This window comes from Ramlibacter sp., from assembly GCF_035655895.1.
Lineage (GTDB): Bacteria > Pseudomonadota > Gammaproteobacteria > Burkholderiales > Burkholderiaceae_C > Ramlibacter.
Genome location: NZ_DASRTN010000006.1, coordinates 728850 through 740932, shown reverse-complemented (window position 1 = coordinate 740932; position 12083 = coordinate 728850). Strand labels below are relative to the sequence as shown.

12 protein-coding genes are annotated in these 12083 nt (G+C 72.6%); 4 read left to right on the top strand and 8 right to left on the bottom strand.

The genetic code is table 11. The annotated features are described in order from the left end of the window. Positions 1 to 69 precede the first annotated feature (69 nt). Together ssuE and VFE82_RS06550 are read right to left on the bottom strand one after the other, a co-directional pair. Positions 70 to 654, bottom strand: a complete 585-nt coding sequence (gene ssuE, locus VFE82_RS06555; protein WP_324999453.1) for an NADPH-dependent FMN reductase — start codon at positions 652 to 654, stop codon at positions 70 to 72. A 246-nt stretch (positions 655 to 900) separates the two neighbouring features. Continuing rightward, positions 901 to 1329 carry a hypothetical protein gene (locus VFE82_RS06550; protein ID WP_324999452.1) on the bottom strand — a complete coding sequence of 143 codons (429 nt, stop codon included), beginning with the start codon at positions 1327 to 1329 and terminating at the stop codon, positions 901 to 903. Between the two features lie 328 nt (positions 1330 to 1657). Here VFE82_RS06550 and VFE82_RS06545 point away from each other — a divergent pair, with 328 nt between their 5' ends. Both VFE82_RS06545 and VFE82_RS06540 read left to right on the top strand, forming a co-directional pair. Next, positions 1658 to 2332, top strand: coding sequence for an SRPBCC family protein (locus VFE82_RS06545; RefSeq protein WP_324999449.1), 675 nt, complete (start codon positions 1658 to 1660; stop codon positions 2330 to 2332). 5 nt (positions 2333 to 2337) lie between these two features. Beyond that, entirely contained in the window at positions 2338 to 3330 is a 993-nt protein-coding gene (locus tag VFE82_RS06540) for an aldo/keto reductase (protein ID WP_324999448.1), read from the top strand. 54 nt (positions 3331 to 3384) lie between these two features. Here the strand turns inward: VFE82_RS06540 and VFE82_RS06535 are convergent, their stop codons facing one another. Then, positions 3385 to 4293 (bottom strand): LysR family transcriptional regulator, encoded by a 909-nt coding sequence (locus VFE82_RS06535; RefSeq protein ID WP_324999447.1) that lies wholly within the window; start codon positions 4291 to 4293, stop codon positions 3385 to 3387. Between the two features lie 134 nt (positions 4294 to 4427). On the opposite strand from VFE82_RS06535, the gene gcl reads away from it, so the two are divergent. Beyond that, positions 4428 to 6224 carry a glyoxylate carboligase gene (gene gcl, locus VFE82_RS06530; protein ID WP_324999445.1) on the top strand — a complete coding sequence of 599 codons (1797 nt, stop codon included), beginning with the start codon at positions 4428 to 4430 and terminating at the stop codon, positions 6222 to 6224. Between the two features lie 48 nt (positions 6225 to 6272). On the opposite strand, the gene VFE82_RS06525 is transcribed toward gcl, so the two are convergent. Further along, positions 6273 to 7466, bottom strand: a complete 1194-nt coding sequence (locus VFE82_RS06525; RefSeq protein WP_324999444.1) for an alpha/beta hydrolase — start codon at positions 7464 to 7466, stop codon at positions 6273 to 6275. Positions 7467 to 7681: 215 nt separating this feature from the next. Here VFE82_RS06525 and VFE82_RS06520 point away from each other — a divergent pair, with 215 nt between their 5' ends. Then, positions 7682 to 8281, top strand: coding sequence for a DUF1439 domain-containing protein (locus tag VFE82_RS06520; RefSeq protein ID WP_324999443.1), 600 nt, complete (start codon positions 7682 to 7684; stop codon positions 8279 to 8281). A gap of 19 nt (positions 8282 to 8300) precedes the next feature. On the opposite strand, the gene VFE82_RS06515 is transcribed toward VFE82_RS06520, so the two are convergent. The 4 genes from VFE82_RS06515 to VFE82_RS06500 form a co-directional block, all read right to left on the bottom strand. Continuing rightward, entirely contained in the window at positions 8301 to 9503 is a 1203-nt protein-coding gene (locus VFE82_RS06515; protein ID WP_324999442.1) for a PLP-dependent aminotransferase family protein, read from the bottom strand. Positions 9504 to 9669: 166 nt separating this feature from the next. Further along, positions 9670 to 10326: a hypothetical protein gene (locus tag VFE82_RS06510; protein ID WP_324999441.1), complete on the bottom strand. Its 657-nt coding sequence runs from the start codon at positions 10324 to 10326 to the stop codon at positions 9670 to 9672. A gap of 112 nt (positions 10327 to 10438) precedes the next feature. Beyond that, positions 10439 to 11458: a YsnF/AvaK domain-containing protein gene (locus tag VFE82_RS06505; protein ID WP_324999440.1), complete on the bottom strand. Its 1020-nt coding sequence runs from the start codon at positions 11456 to 11458 to the stop codon at positions 10439 to 10441. 14 nt (positions 11459 to 11472) lie between these two features. Further along, the gene (locus VFE82_RS06500; RefSeq protein WP_324999439.1) at positions 11473 to 11904 is read right to left on the bottom strand and encodes a YsnF/AvaK domain-containing protein; all 432 of its coding nucleotides are present in this window, start codon (positions 11902 to 11904) and stop codon (positions 11473 to 11475) included. Positions 11905 to 12083 lie beyond the last annotated feature (179 nt).

Here is a 12083-nt window from a genome sequence, read left to right as displayed (position 1 = left end):
CGGGCAAGGCGTCGCCCTGCCCTGCGGGATGGCAGGGTTGGAAGGGGAACGGAACGCGGCAGTTGCCGCTCAGACGCTACATCGCACCTGCGAGAACGGCACGGTCTCGAAGGCCGGCGAGGCCGGCGGGCGCGTCGCCTCGGCCAGCAACTGCGCCACCGCGTCGTCCAGGCGGCCGGCCAGGTCCTCGGCGATGTGGTGGCCGCCTTCGGGCAGCAGCGTCACCTGTGAATCGGTGGCATAGACGCCTGGCAGGATGTGCCGCGCCGACAGCGACTGCAGCACCGGCCGGAGCGCGTAGTCCAGCGCCAGCATGTGGTGCGGACTGCCACCCGTGGCCAGCGGCAGCACCGCCTTGCCGCGCAGCGCGGTCTGCGGCAGCAGGTCCAGGAAGACCTTCAGCACGCCGCTGTAGGCCGCCTTGTAGACGGGCGTGGCGATCACCAGGGCGGATGCCTGGGCGACCTGGTCGAGCGCGGCCGCGACGCTGCGGTGCGACGTGTCGGCCAGCAGCAGCGCCTGGGGCGACAGGTCGCGGATCTGCAGGCGCTCGACCACCGGCCCGTGCCCGCGCAGGCGCCGGGCCACGGTGTCGAGGAGCGCCGCCGAGCGCGAACGCTCGGAAGGACTGCCGGCCAGCAGGAGGATGGACATGGATGCGGCTTCTTGGCTCGTGCGAATGGAAGCCGCACTGTAGGAACGGGGCGCGCCGCTGGGAACGACAGAGTTCTCACTTGGTTATCCCCATAAGCACATCCCCGCGCCGGGCCGGCAGATCGATATGGGGATTTGCTCATTCCCGCGGCCGGCGCGGTGCGCAGGGTCCGGCGAAGGTCGCGCCGGGGCCATCGGGCGGTCGGGCCGTGCGGCGTGCGCGCCGCGGGCGCCGTGCCGCCGGCGTCAGCGGCGGGTGCGTGCGCCCGGGGGGGTGGCGGGCCCCGGCTCCTCGGCGGGCTCGGCGCGCCGCGCGGGCAACGGCACGGAGGGCTGGCTCCACGAGGGTTGCATCAGGGCGCCCGGCGTGTTGGCCATGCTGGACGTGCCGCCCCAGAGGCTGCCGCCATCGGCACCGCCGATCATGGTGCCGCCGACGGTGAGCCCGGACGGACGGGCCGGCGCGACCGGCACCGTGGTGGCACTCGCGGCGGTGGACGACCCCGGTGCGTCGACCGCGCCCGCCGCCATGCCGGACGACGGGCCGGACGGACGACTCGTGCCGAGACGGCCGGGCGCGGGATCGGCCGGCGGCTGCGTCGGCAAGGACGACTGCGCGAAGGCGACGGCCATCGCACCGGACAGCAGGGTGGCGACGAAGAAGGACCTGGTCATGAGAGCTCCTGGCGCCTGTGGCGCGCAATGCGGCGGGCCGCCCGGCCGCGCGCGGGGGCGGCGCGGCCTTTCAGCCATTGTGGATGGGCCAGGCGAGCGGACCGTGTGGGACGGGGAGCACACCGCTGTCGGAACGCAGCCCGGTCGCGAGAGCAGCTCGTCCGCTCGCGCGGACCTGCCAGAGCAGTGCCCCGCAGCGGTCCTTTCACTCTGTTGCGCCCGCCGCGCCGAGACCTTGGGCAGCATGTCAGGCCGGGCGCGCTGCGCGCCTTCCAACCCGGCGCGCCACGCGCGTCTCCACCACCTCAACCACTTCCGACAAGGCCCCATGGAGAACCGAAACCTCACCACCTATGCCGCCCTCGCCGGCGGCCTCCTGCTCGCCAACCGGATGCGCAAGCGCCGCCAGCAGGGCCTGCTCGATGCCGTCGAGGACACGGCCGGCACGCGCCGCGCCTCGGGCCCGGGCCTCCTCTCGCTCGCCGCACTGGTCGGTGGCGGGCTCTACCTGTCCCGCAAGCTGCGGCAGGGGCCGGGCGCCGGTTCGGCTTCGAACGTGCAGGAGTCGATCGAACTCGACGTGCCCGTGAGCACCGCCTACAACCAGTGGACCCAGTTCGAGGAGTTCCCGAAGTTCATGGCCACGGTCGAGGAGGTGCGGCAGCTCGACGACACCCACCTGCACTGGCGCGCCATCGTGGCCGGCAAGTCCAAGGAATGGGACGCGGAGATCACCGAGCAGATCCCCGACGAGCGCATCGCGTGGCGCAGCACGGACGGCGTGACCAACGCCGGCGTGGTGACCTTCCACCGCATCGGCGACAGCCGCACGCGCGTGATGCTGCAGATGGACTACGAGCCCGAGACGCTGACCGAGCAGGTCGGCGACGCGGTCGGCGGCGTCAAGCTCACGGCCAAGGGCAACCTCAAGCGCTTCAAGGAGCTGGTCGAGGCCCGCGGCACCGAAACCGGTGCCTGGCGCGGCGAGGTGGCGGCGCACTGACCGCGATGCAGCAGCGTTCGCTCGGCCGGCACGGACCGGCCGTGTCCATGCTCGGCCTGGGCTGCATGGGCATGTCCGGCATGTACGGGCCGGCCGACCGCGCCGAGAGCATCGCCACCGTGCAGGCGGCGCTCGACGCCGGGGTGACGCTGCTGGACACCGGCGACTTCTACGGCATGGGGCACAACGAGCTCCTGATCGGCGACGCCGTGGCTGGCCGCCCGCGCGACAGCTACCAGGTGAGCGTGAAGTTCGGCGCGCTGCGGGACCCCGGCAACGGCTGGAACGGCTACGACGCGCGGCCGGTGGCGGTGAGGAACTTCCTGGCCTACACGCTGCAGCGGCTGCGGCTGGACCACATCGACATCTACCGCCCGGCGCGGCTGGACCCGCAGGTGCCGATCGAGGACACGGTGGGCGCCATCGCCGACCTGGTGAAGGCCGGCTGGGTGCGGTTCATCGGCCTGTCCGAGGTTGGCGCCGACACCATCCGCCGCGCGGCCGCCGTGCACCCGATCGCCGACCTGCAGATCGAGTACTCGCTGATCTCGCGCGGCATCGAGGAGCGCATCCTGCCCACCTGCCGCGAACTGGGCATCGGCATCACCGCCTACGGGGTGCTCTCGCGCGGCCTGATCAGCGGCCACTGGGACGCCGCGCGGCAGCGGGCCGGCGATTTCCGCTCGGCCAGCCCCCGGTTCCAGCCCGGCAACGTCGAGGCCAACCTGGCGCTGGTGGACGCGCTGCGGCGCATCGCCACGACAAGGGGCGCCACGGTGGCGCAGGTGGCGATCGGCTGGGTGCTGGCGCAGGGTCAGGACATCGTCCCGCTGGTCGGGGCGCGGCGGCGCGACCGGCTCCAGGAGGCGCTGGGCGCGCTGCCGCTGGCGCTGGACGGCGAGGACCTGGCGGCCATCGAACAGGCCGTGCCCAGGGGCGCCGCCCGCGGCGAGCGCTATCCGCAGGCGCAGCTGGCGCACCTGGACAGCGAACGCTGACCCGCCGCCCGCCCGCTGCGGAGCGGGGGGCGGCGCGACCGGCGGCAGCGGCCTTCAGTCCGGCTCCGCCCACCAGGCCGGCCCGAACCGCCCCCCCAGCCAGTCGACGAAGCGGCTCACCTTGGCCGGCACCAGGCTGGGCGACGGATAGACCGCGTGGATCTCCTGCGAGGGCAGCGCCCAGTCGGCCAGCAGCGGCAGGACGGCGCCGGCCTGGATCGACGTTTGCGCCACGTACCGCGGCAGCACCGCGATGCCCATGCCCATGCGCACGCCGGCCAGCAGCGTCGAGAGGTTGTTGGATCGCAGGAAGCCCTTCACCGGCACCACGGCGACCTCGCCGCCGGGCCCCGTGAAATGCCAGCGGGCATCGCCCTGCACCGTCGTGTAGACCAGGGCCTCGTGGTCCGACAGGTCGGGCGGCACGACCGGCGTGCCCCGCCGCTGCAGGTACTCCGGCGCCGCGACCGCCACCCATGGATTGGTCCCCAGCCAGCGCGCGCCCAGCGTGGAATCGGCCAGCGGTCCCATGCGGATCGCCACGTCGACGCCCTGTTCGACCAGGTTGACGTAGCGGTCCTCCACGGTCAGCTCCACCTGCAGCTTCGGGTGCAGCTGCATGAACCGCATCACCAGCGGCGCCAGCACCCGCCGCCCGAAGGCCACCGAGGTGCTGATGCGAAGGCCGCCCTGCACCTGCGACTGCTGCAGCGCCGCCAGGCTGTCGGCCTCCTCGACGTGGTGCACGATCAGCTTGCACTTCTCGTAGTACAGGGCCCCGATCTCGGTGGGCGTCACGCCGTGCGTGGACCGGTGCAGCAGCCGCGCGCCGAGCTGTTCCTCCATCTGCGCAACCTGCTTGGTCGCCGACGGCTGGCCGATGCCCAGGTCGGCCGCCGCCTTGCTGAACGAGCCGAGATCCACCACGCGAACGAAGAGCCGGATGGCTTGCAGACGGTCCATGACGCTCCTGGGGCCCGGGGGGCCGGCGACGCCCATTCCAACGCGGAATAAGGCAAATGCGCAGGCGGAGTCTTCCACGAACCGTCCGTCTTCTCAATCATCGGGCCCTGTTGCAAGAACCGAAGGAGACAACGATGGCAAGGATGAAGGCCTGCATGGCGGCCGTGCTCGTGATGGAGAAGGAAGGCGTGAGCCAGGCCTTCGGGGTGCCGGGCGCGGCGATCAACCCGCTGTACGCGGCGCTGCGCGAGCGGCACGGGATCGCGCACATCCTCGCGCGCCACGTCGAGGCCGCCTCGCACATGGCCGAGGGCTACACCCGCGCGCGGGCCGGCAACATCGGCGTGTGCATCGGCACCTCCGGGCCGGCCGGCACCGACATGATCACCGGCCTGTACTCCGCCGGCGCCGACAGCATCCCGATCCTGTGCATCACCGGCCAGGCGCCGCGCGCGCGGCTGTACAAGGAGGACTTCCAGGCCGTCGACATCGAGGCGATCGCGCGCCCCGTCACCAAGTGGGCGGTCACCGTCCGCGAACCGGCCCAGGTTCCCGGCGCCTTCCAGCAGGCCTTCCACCTGATGCGGTCGGCGCGGCCCGGCCCGGTGCTGATCGACCTGCCGTTCGACGTGCAGATGGCCGAGATCGAGTTCGACATCGACACCTACGAGCCGCTGCCCGCGTACAAGCCGGCCGCGACCCGCAGGCAGGTCGAGAAGGCGCTCGACATGCTGGCCGCCGCCGAGAAGCCGCTGATCGTGGCCGGCGGCGGCATCATCAACGCCGACGCCAGCGCGCTGCTGGTCGAATTCGCCGAGATCACCGGTGTGCCGGTCATCCCCACGCTCATGGGCTGGGGCAGCATCGCCGACGACCACCCGCTGATGGCGGGCATGTGCGGGTTGCAGACCAGCCATCGCTACGGCAACGCGACGCTGCTGGCCAGCGACTTCGTGCTGGGCATCGGCAACCGCTGGGCCAACCGGCACACCGGCTCGCCGGAGGTCTACTGCCGCGGCCGGCGCTTCGTGCACGTGGACATCGAGCCGACCCAGATCGGCCGCGTGTTCATGCCCGACTTCGGCATCGTCAGCGACGCCAAGGCCGCGCTCACCCTGTTCGTCCAGGTGGCCCGCGAGCGCCGCGCCGCGGGCCGGCTGCGCGATGTCGGCGAGTGGGCGCAGCGGTGCGCAGAGCGCAAGCGGCTGATGCTGCGGCAGACCCATTTCGAGCAGGCGCCGATCAAGCCGATGCGCGTCTACCAGGAGATGAACGAGGTGTTCGGCCGCGACACCACCTACGTCTCGAGCATCGGCCTGTCGCAGATCGCGGGCGCGCAGTTCCTCCACGTGTACGGGCCACGGCGCTGGATCAACTGCGGCCAGGCCGGCCCCCTGGGCTGGACCATCCCGGCGGCGCTGGGCGTGGTGGCCGCCGATCCGACGCAGCTGGTGGTCGGCCTGTCGGGCGACTACGACTTCCAGTTCCTGATCGAGGAACTGGCCGTCGGCGCCCAGTTCCGCCTGCCGTACGTGCACGTCCTGCTGAACAACAGCTACCTCGGCCTGATCCGGCAGGCCCAGCGCAACTTCGAGATGGACTACTGCGTGCAGCTGGCCTTCGACAACCAGAACATGTCCGAGGCGGACGGCGACGTGCGCGGCTACGGCGTGGACCACCAGGCCGTGGTGCAGGGGCTGGGCTGCAAGTCGCTGCGCGTGACCGACCCGGACCAGATCCGCCCGGCGCTGCTCGACGCCCAGGCGATGGCGCGCAGGTTCGGCGTGCCGGTGGTGGTGGAGGTCATCCTAGAACGCGTGACCAACATCGCGATGGGCACCGAGATCGACAAGGTGGTCGAGTTCGAGCCGGTCGACTGCCGGCATCCGCAGGGGCGCGCCGGGCTGGAGGTGGCCGGCCTGCTCGGCTGAGGCTGCTTTGCTCGGTGTCGGGGCCCCGCGTCTGTCCGGCCGGAACCGTCAGGGCGTCGCCCGCGCCACCGCCATGGCGCCGACGAACGAAGCCATCGCCTGGGCGTACCGGCGGTCCTGCTCGACCGGCCCCATGTGCGCCGCGGGGCTCACCCTCACCTGCCGCGCCGACGGGATCTCCTGCGCCATCCGGTCGCTCGCCGACGGCAGGGTCGTGACGTCCTGCTCGCCCGAGATGATCAGCGTCGCGACGTTGACGCGCTGGAGCACGTCGCTGGCATCCCAGTTCAGCATCGCCAGCACACCGCGTGCGGCCACCCGGGGAGACGAGCGATAGGCGTAGCGGGCCGTCTGGTCCAGCTGCTCCCAGCTCTGCATGCCGGCGAAGGACTGGGAGGCCAGCTGCAGGTGGGCCAGGCCGCTCTGGTACGCGAGGAAACCCAGCGCCCGAAAGGCCGGCGAGGCCGCATCGACCACCCGCAGCGCCGGCTCGTACACGGGCTTCTGGAGCTTGCGCGAGCGCTCCGGGTTCTGCTTGGTGTCCACCGGGTTGGTGTACGTCGTGTTCGCCTGCACGATGCCCCGGACTTCCTTGCCGAGCCGGTCGGGGTAGCGCTTCGCATATTCCAGGTTGAGCATGCCGCCGATGCTGTGGCCGACCAGGATGACGGGGCCGCCCTTGACGCTCGCGACGACGGCGTCGAGGTCCGCTGCCATGGCCGACATCGTGTAGTCGCCGGGGAGCGGCGTCGAGGCACCGAGCCCCGGAAGGTCCCAGGTCACCACACGCGTCCCCTGCGGCAGCGACTGCATCAGCCACCTCCACTCCCCCTGGTCGGCGCCCCAGCCGTGCGTGAGCAGCAGCGTGGGGCCTTCCGGCGGGCCATAGCGGTTCACGGCCAGCTGGGCGCCGCTGGCGCCGCGCACCACGCCCGATTGCGCCTGCGGCATCGGGGCGGGATCCGCGCCCCTCGGGAAGAAGGGCGCGACCAGGAACTTGCCCAGGAACACCCACAGCAGCATCAGCAGCGGCAGCAGCACCGCGAGTGCCCGCCGGCGTCCGGCCGGCGCGTGCAGGGGCGATCGGTGCGACGCGAGGTGGGTCCGCCCGTCGGCGCCGCGGGCCAGGACGGCGCGCGGGCGGCGACTGCGAAGCAGCAGGTAGAGCGCCACGGCCGCGACACAGGCCGCGGACAGTCCGAGCACGTAGAGGGTGAGAAGCTGGGCGGGATTGGCTGCCATGGGTGGAACACTCGCGCAACGCGCGGGCCGGGACGTGTTGGAAGCGCGATCGTCGGCGCCGGATGTCCCGCCGGCTGTGGGCGCGTTGCGAAAGCCCGGGTCGTCCACGCGCGGTCCGTCGATGGGCCCGGTCTGGCGCCGAGCTGCCGGTCCGCTGCCGCGCCATCGGCACAACGGGTGCACGCGCCAGCCGAACTCCTGCATCATCCGCATCGATGCACCCCGGCCTTGCGCACCACCCCGTCCCGTCGACCTGGCGCCGGCGCCAGTGGCTCGCGGCCGCGGTGGCCGCGTGGCCCGGCGCCGCCCTGCTCGCGCAGGACGAGCCGCGGCCGCAACTGAAGATTTCGGCGGCGCAGCTGTACCACAAGCTCTCGGACCGCTTCCCGGCGCGGTTCGGCCTGGGCGGCCTGCTGCGGCTGGAGCTGCGGGCGCCACGGCTGCACCTGCTGCCGGCGCGCAACCAGCTCGGTGCCACGCTGCAGGCGCAGCTCGGCGGCCCGGCGGTGCAGCCGGTCGAGCCTGGCGAACTGGACGTCGCCTTCGGGTTGCGCTACGAAGCGGCCGACCGGACGCTGCGGGCCCTGCAGCCCGACATCCTGGACGTGCGCCTGCCGGGCCTCGTGCCGGAGATGGTCGCCTGGGTCAAGGGCGTGCTGCCGGGCGTGGCGCGCGAGGTGGTGGGCGAACTCGTCGTGCACGCCTTCACCCCGCAGGAGCTGGCGCTGCCCGACACCATGGGCCTGGAGCCGTCGAGGCTGACCGTGGTCGAGGACGGGCTGCTGGTGGTGTTCGCCGACAAGCCGCGGCGCTGAGCGCCGCCCGCCAGGCGCGTCAGCCCCGCAGCGACTGGCCCAGCCGCTGCACGCCTTCGCGGATCCTGGCCACGTCCGCGGTCGCGAACGACAGCCGCAGCGAGCTGCGATCCGGGTCCTTGGCATAGAACGGCGCCCCGGGCACGAAGGCGACGCCCTGTTCGATGGCGCGGCGCGCGAACTCGCCGGCGTCCCGGATCGCGCCGCCCGCCCCGGTCAGGCGGGCCCAGAAGAACAGGCCGCCCTGCGGCTGGGTGAAGGCGATGGCGTCGCCGAGCTCGCGCTGCAGCGCGTCGCCCATGGCCTGGGCGCGTTCCGCGTAGACGCGGCGCACGTTCTCCAGGGTGGCCGGCATCCGGCCGCTGCGCAGGTACTGCGCGGCCGTGGCCTGGGCGAAGGTGCTGGTGTGGGCGTCGCTGAACTGCTTGCACATGGTGGCCCGCGCCAGCAGGTCCGGCTGGGCGATCAGCCAGCCCACCCGCAGGCCGGGCGACAGCACCTTGCTCATGCTGCCGCAATGCGCGATCCATTCGCGCGAGCCGGGCACCTGGTCGGACAGCGCCAGCAGCGACGGCGGCGGCGCGGCGCCGAAGTACAGGTCGCCGTAGGGGTCGTCCTCGACGATCAGCACCTGGTACTGCACGGCCAGCGCCAGGATGCGGCGGCGCCGCTCCAGCGACAGCAGGGCGCCGCTGGGATTGCCGAACGTGGGGATCAGGTAGACGAACTTGGGCCGGTGCTCGCGGATCAGCGCCTCCAGGCGGTCGACCTGCACCCCGTCGGCATCGATCGGGGCCGACACGAGGTCGGCGCCATAGAGCCGGAAGCACTGGATGGTGGCCAGGAAGGTCGGGCCCTCCACGATCACCTTGTCACCCGGGCTGACCAGCGTCTTGCCCAGCAGGTCGAGGGCCTGCTGGCTGCCGGTGGTGACGATCAGGTGGTGCGGCTCGACGCCGGCCACGCCCTTGTGCCGCTCGAAGGCGGCCAGCTGCGTGCGCAGCGGCTCGTAGCCTTCGGTGGCGCCGTACTGCAGCGCCCCGCCCGGCTCCTCGGCCAGCGCGCCGGCACTGGCCTCGCGCAGGCCGTCGACGTCGAACATGGCGCTGTCCGGAAAGCCGCCGGCGAACGAGATGATGCCGGGCTTGCCCAGCAGCTTGAACAGCTCGCGGATGGCGGAGGTTTCGACGTTGTCGAGGCGGGAAGCGAATTGGAGCGGCATGGCGGGCAGTCCGGGAAACGAAGGGAAGGCAGGTGCCGGAAGTCGAGGCCCCATTGTCGCGCGAACGCGCCGCCACCCGGCCGCCCGCGCGCGCCCGGTCTTCCGGCGCTCCCGGCGCCGTGCTGGCCGCTCCTCCCTGGCGGGCGGTGCGTGCCGCCCGCTCCGCTCAATCGTCCCGGCGCGTGCGGCCCAGCCCGTCCCGGTTGACGGCAGGCTTCTCGCTGCGCTGGTCGGCGTAGCGCAGGCCCACCGGCTCCTCGCGCGGATCGTCGGCCTGCGGCGCGGCCCGCGTCTCCTCGGCGGCCATGGCCCGCCCGCTGCGCTCCTCGGTGCTGTCCTCCCAGCTGGCCGAGCGGCCCACTGCACCGTTGCGAACGGCGTCGGCGTCGGCCGCGGCGACGCGGCCGCCACGGACGATCTCGCGCAGCGGGCGGTGCTGCGGACGGTGCACCAGGTTCAGATGGCCGGGCTGCGCGCCCTCGAGCACGGCCCGCGCGCGCTGGGCCCCGGCTTCGTCGTGCGTGTCGACGACCAGCACGGTGCGGCCATCGCGCGCCGCCCCGCTGTAGGTGGCGTGGTGCGGATGGTCGTCCCCGAACAGATCGGTGAAGAACGCGCCGATGCGCTCGACCGTGCGGTGGTCGACGGCGACTTCGCGTTCCAGTCCGCCCCAGTTGCCGCGCACCGCGTGCTCGCCCGCGTCGGATGCGCCGTGGCCGTGCTGCAGGTGCACGTCGTCCCGGGCGAATCCGGCCTGCAGCAGGCGGTCGCGGGCCTGCTCGGCGGCATTCCGGTCATCGAAGGTGCAAAGGGCGGTGTGCATGGCGATCTCCTGTTCACTGCGATGCCGCCATTGGACGGCCGGGTTCGCCGGCCGTGGGTCGGCTCGGCGAACCGCGGGCTGTAGGTGGGGGACTACTGGTGTGGCGGTCGCGTCAGAGGTTCTTGCGCGGCTTGCGGGTGCCCGCCGGGGTGCTGCCGGCGTCGGGATCGCGCTCGGTCAGCGGCGCATCGGTCCGGTCGGAGGCGACGGCGCGCTCCCGCTCGCGGGCGCCGCCCACGCGCTCGACATCGACGTCCTTGCGGCGCACGGTGTCCTCGATCGTTTCCTCGCGCTCATGCACCTGCTTGCCCACGCGGACTTCCTCGACCACGCGGGCCGTCTTGGCGACCACCGGCTCCTCGGCCGTCTCGCGCACTTCCAGCGTGCCTTCGCGGAAGGTGTCGAGCGCGCCAGCCTCGACCTCCCGGTTCACCGGCCGCCGCTCGACCACCGCCTCTTCCTCGCGCAGCCGCACGACCTCGCGCACCGGGCGCTCGGAGATGCGCTGGATCACGCGCACGCCACCACGCTCGACGCTGCGCTTGCCCACCTGCAGCTGCTCTTCCACGACGTCGATCACGCCTTCCTTGCCGACCTGCAGGTCGTCCCGGCTGCTCTGCGCATCGGACGCCAGGTCCATCGTGCCGGCGGTGGCCGGCTGCGGCGCCAGCACGCCCTGGGCCGGCGGCTGCGGATCCAGCGTGCCCTGCGCAGGTTGCTGCAGCCCCACGAGCGGGTGCGCCGGCTGGTCGTCCCAGCCCTCGCTCTTCCATTGCTGCACGCGCTCGTCGACGTCGTACGCCCCCGCCTCCTGCAGCAGGGTCGCCGCGCGGTCGGCCTGCTGCTCGTCGCGGGCGTCGACCACCAGCACGCAGCTGCCGCGGCGCACGGCCTCGTCGTAGCTGTGCGCGTGCCGCAGGTCCTCGTCGTTGTCGCCGAACAGCCGGGCGAAGAAGCCACCCACGCCGCCCTGGCGGCCCCCGCTGTCGGTGGCCTGCATCGCGGACGGCTGGGCCGTGCCCTGCTGCTGCTCGATGTGCAGGTCGTCCCGGTCGAAGCCGTTGCTGGTGAGTCTTTCGAGCGCGGCTTGCGCGTGCGCCTGGGTGTCGAATGCGCCGATGACGGTTTGCATGGAGTGTCCTTGGTTCAGGGTTGTGTTCGGCCGCCCTCATCGGGCAGCCATTGACCGGTGTCGGGATCGAGGCGCTCCACGCGCACGTGCTCGCGCCGCAGGGTGACCTCCAGCCGGTCCTCGCGCACCTCGCGGCGGCGGACCAGGCGGATTTCCTCCACCAGCACCAGCTCCTTGCGCGTGACGAGGCGTTCCTCGACCACCGGCACCACCATCTCGTCGCCCTCCTGCCGCACCGCCGGGGCCTCGGCGACGACGCGGCCCACGGGCATGCGCCGCACCTCGACCACCTCGGACGACAGCTGGGCCTTCACCTCGGCCGGCACCTCGTCCACCTGCTTGCGCAGCCGGACACGGCCCGTGTCCACCACCTCGCGTCCGATCTCCAGCCGTTCCTCGGTGACCGGGATGGCGAGATCGGCAGGCGCGTCGGTCGCTCGGTTCATTGGCGGGATCTCTCTCTGGACGACGAAAGCGGCCATTCTTCGCATCGAGGGTCCCCTGGCTGTCGTCCCCCCGTGCCAGCGTCGGTAGGCGAGGGACTACCCGGCGCATTCGCCTGCAACCTTGCGATGGGGACGCCGGGCGTGCGCGGCGGCCGGGCTCGAGCTCGAACGGTGTGCGG

Bases quoted from the DNA above. Each gene is read 5' to 3' on its own strand.
- VFE82_RS06500 (WP_324999439.1), bottom strand. From the start codon at position 11,904: ATGAACCGAGCGACCGACGCGCCTGCCGATCTCGCCATCCCGGTCACC.
- VFE82_RS06525 (WP_324999444.1), bottom strand. From the start codon at position 7,466: ATGGCAGCCAATCCCGCCCAGCTTCTCACCCTCTACGTGCTCGGACTG.
- gcl (WP_324999445.1), top strand. From the start codon at position 4,428: ATGGCAAGGATGAAGGCCTGCATGGCGGCCGTGCTCGTGATGGAGAAG.
- VFE82_RS06540 (WP_324999448.1), top strand. From the start codon at position 2,338: ATGCAGCAGCGTTCGCTCGGCCGGCACGGACCGGCCGTGTCCATGCTC.
- VFE82_RS06505 (WP_324999440.1), bottom strand. From the start codon at position 11,458: ATGCAAACCGTCATCGGCGCATTCGACACCCAGGCGCACGCGCAAGCC.
- VFE82_RS06535 (WP_324999447.1), bottom strand. From the start codon at position 4,293: ATGGACCGTCTGCAAGCCATCCGGCTCTTCGTTCGCGTGGTGGATCTC.
- VFE82_RS06545 (WP_324999449.1), top strand. From the start codon at position 1,658: ATGGAGAACCGAAACCTCACCACCTATGCCGCCCTCGCCGGCGGCCTC.
- VFE82_RS06550 (WP_324999452.1), bottom strand. From the start codon at position 1,329: ATGACCAGGTCCTTCTTCGTCGCCACCCTGCTGTCCGGTGCGATGGCC.
- VFE82_RS06510 (WP_324999441.1), bottom strand. From the start codon at position 10,326: ATGCACACCGCCCTTTGCACCTTCGATGACCGGAATGCCGCCGAGCAG.
- ssuE (WP_324999453.1), bottom strand. From the start codon at position 654: ATGTCCATCCTCCTGCTGGCCGGCAGTCCTTCCGAGCGTTCGCGCTCG.
- VFE82_RS06520 (WP_324999443.1), top strand. From the start codon at position 7,682: ATGCACCCCGGCCTTGCGCACCACCCCGTCCCGTCGACCTGGCGCCGG.
- VFE82_RS06515 (WP_324999442.1), bottom strand. From the start codon at position 9,503: ATGCCGCTCCAATTCGCTTCCCGCCTCGACAACGTCGAAACCTCCGCC.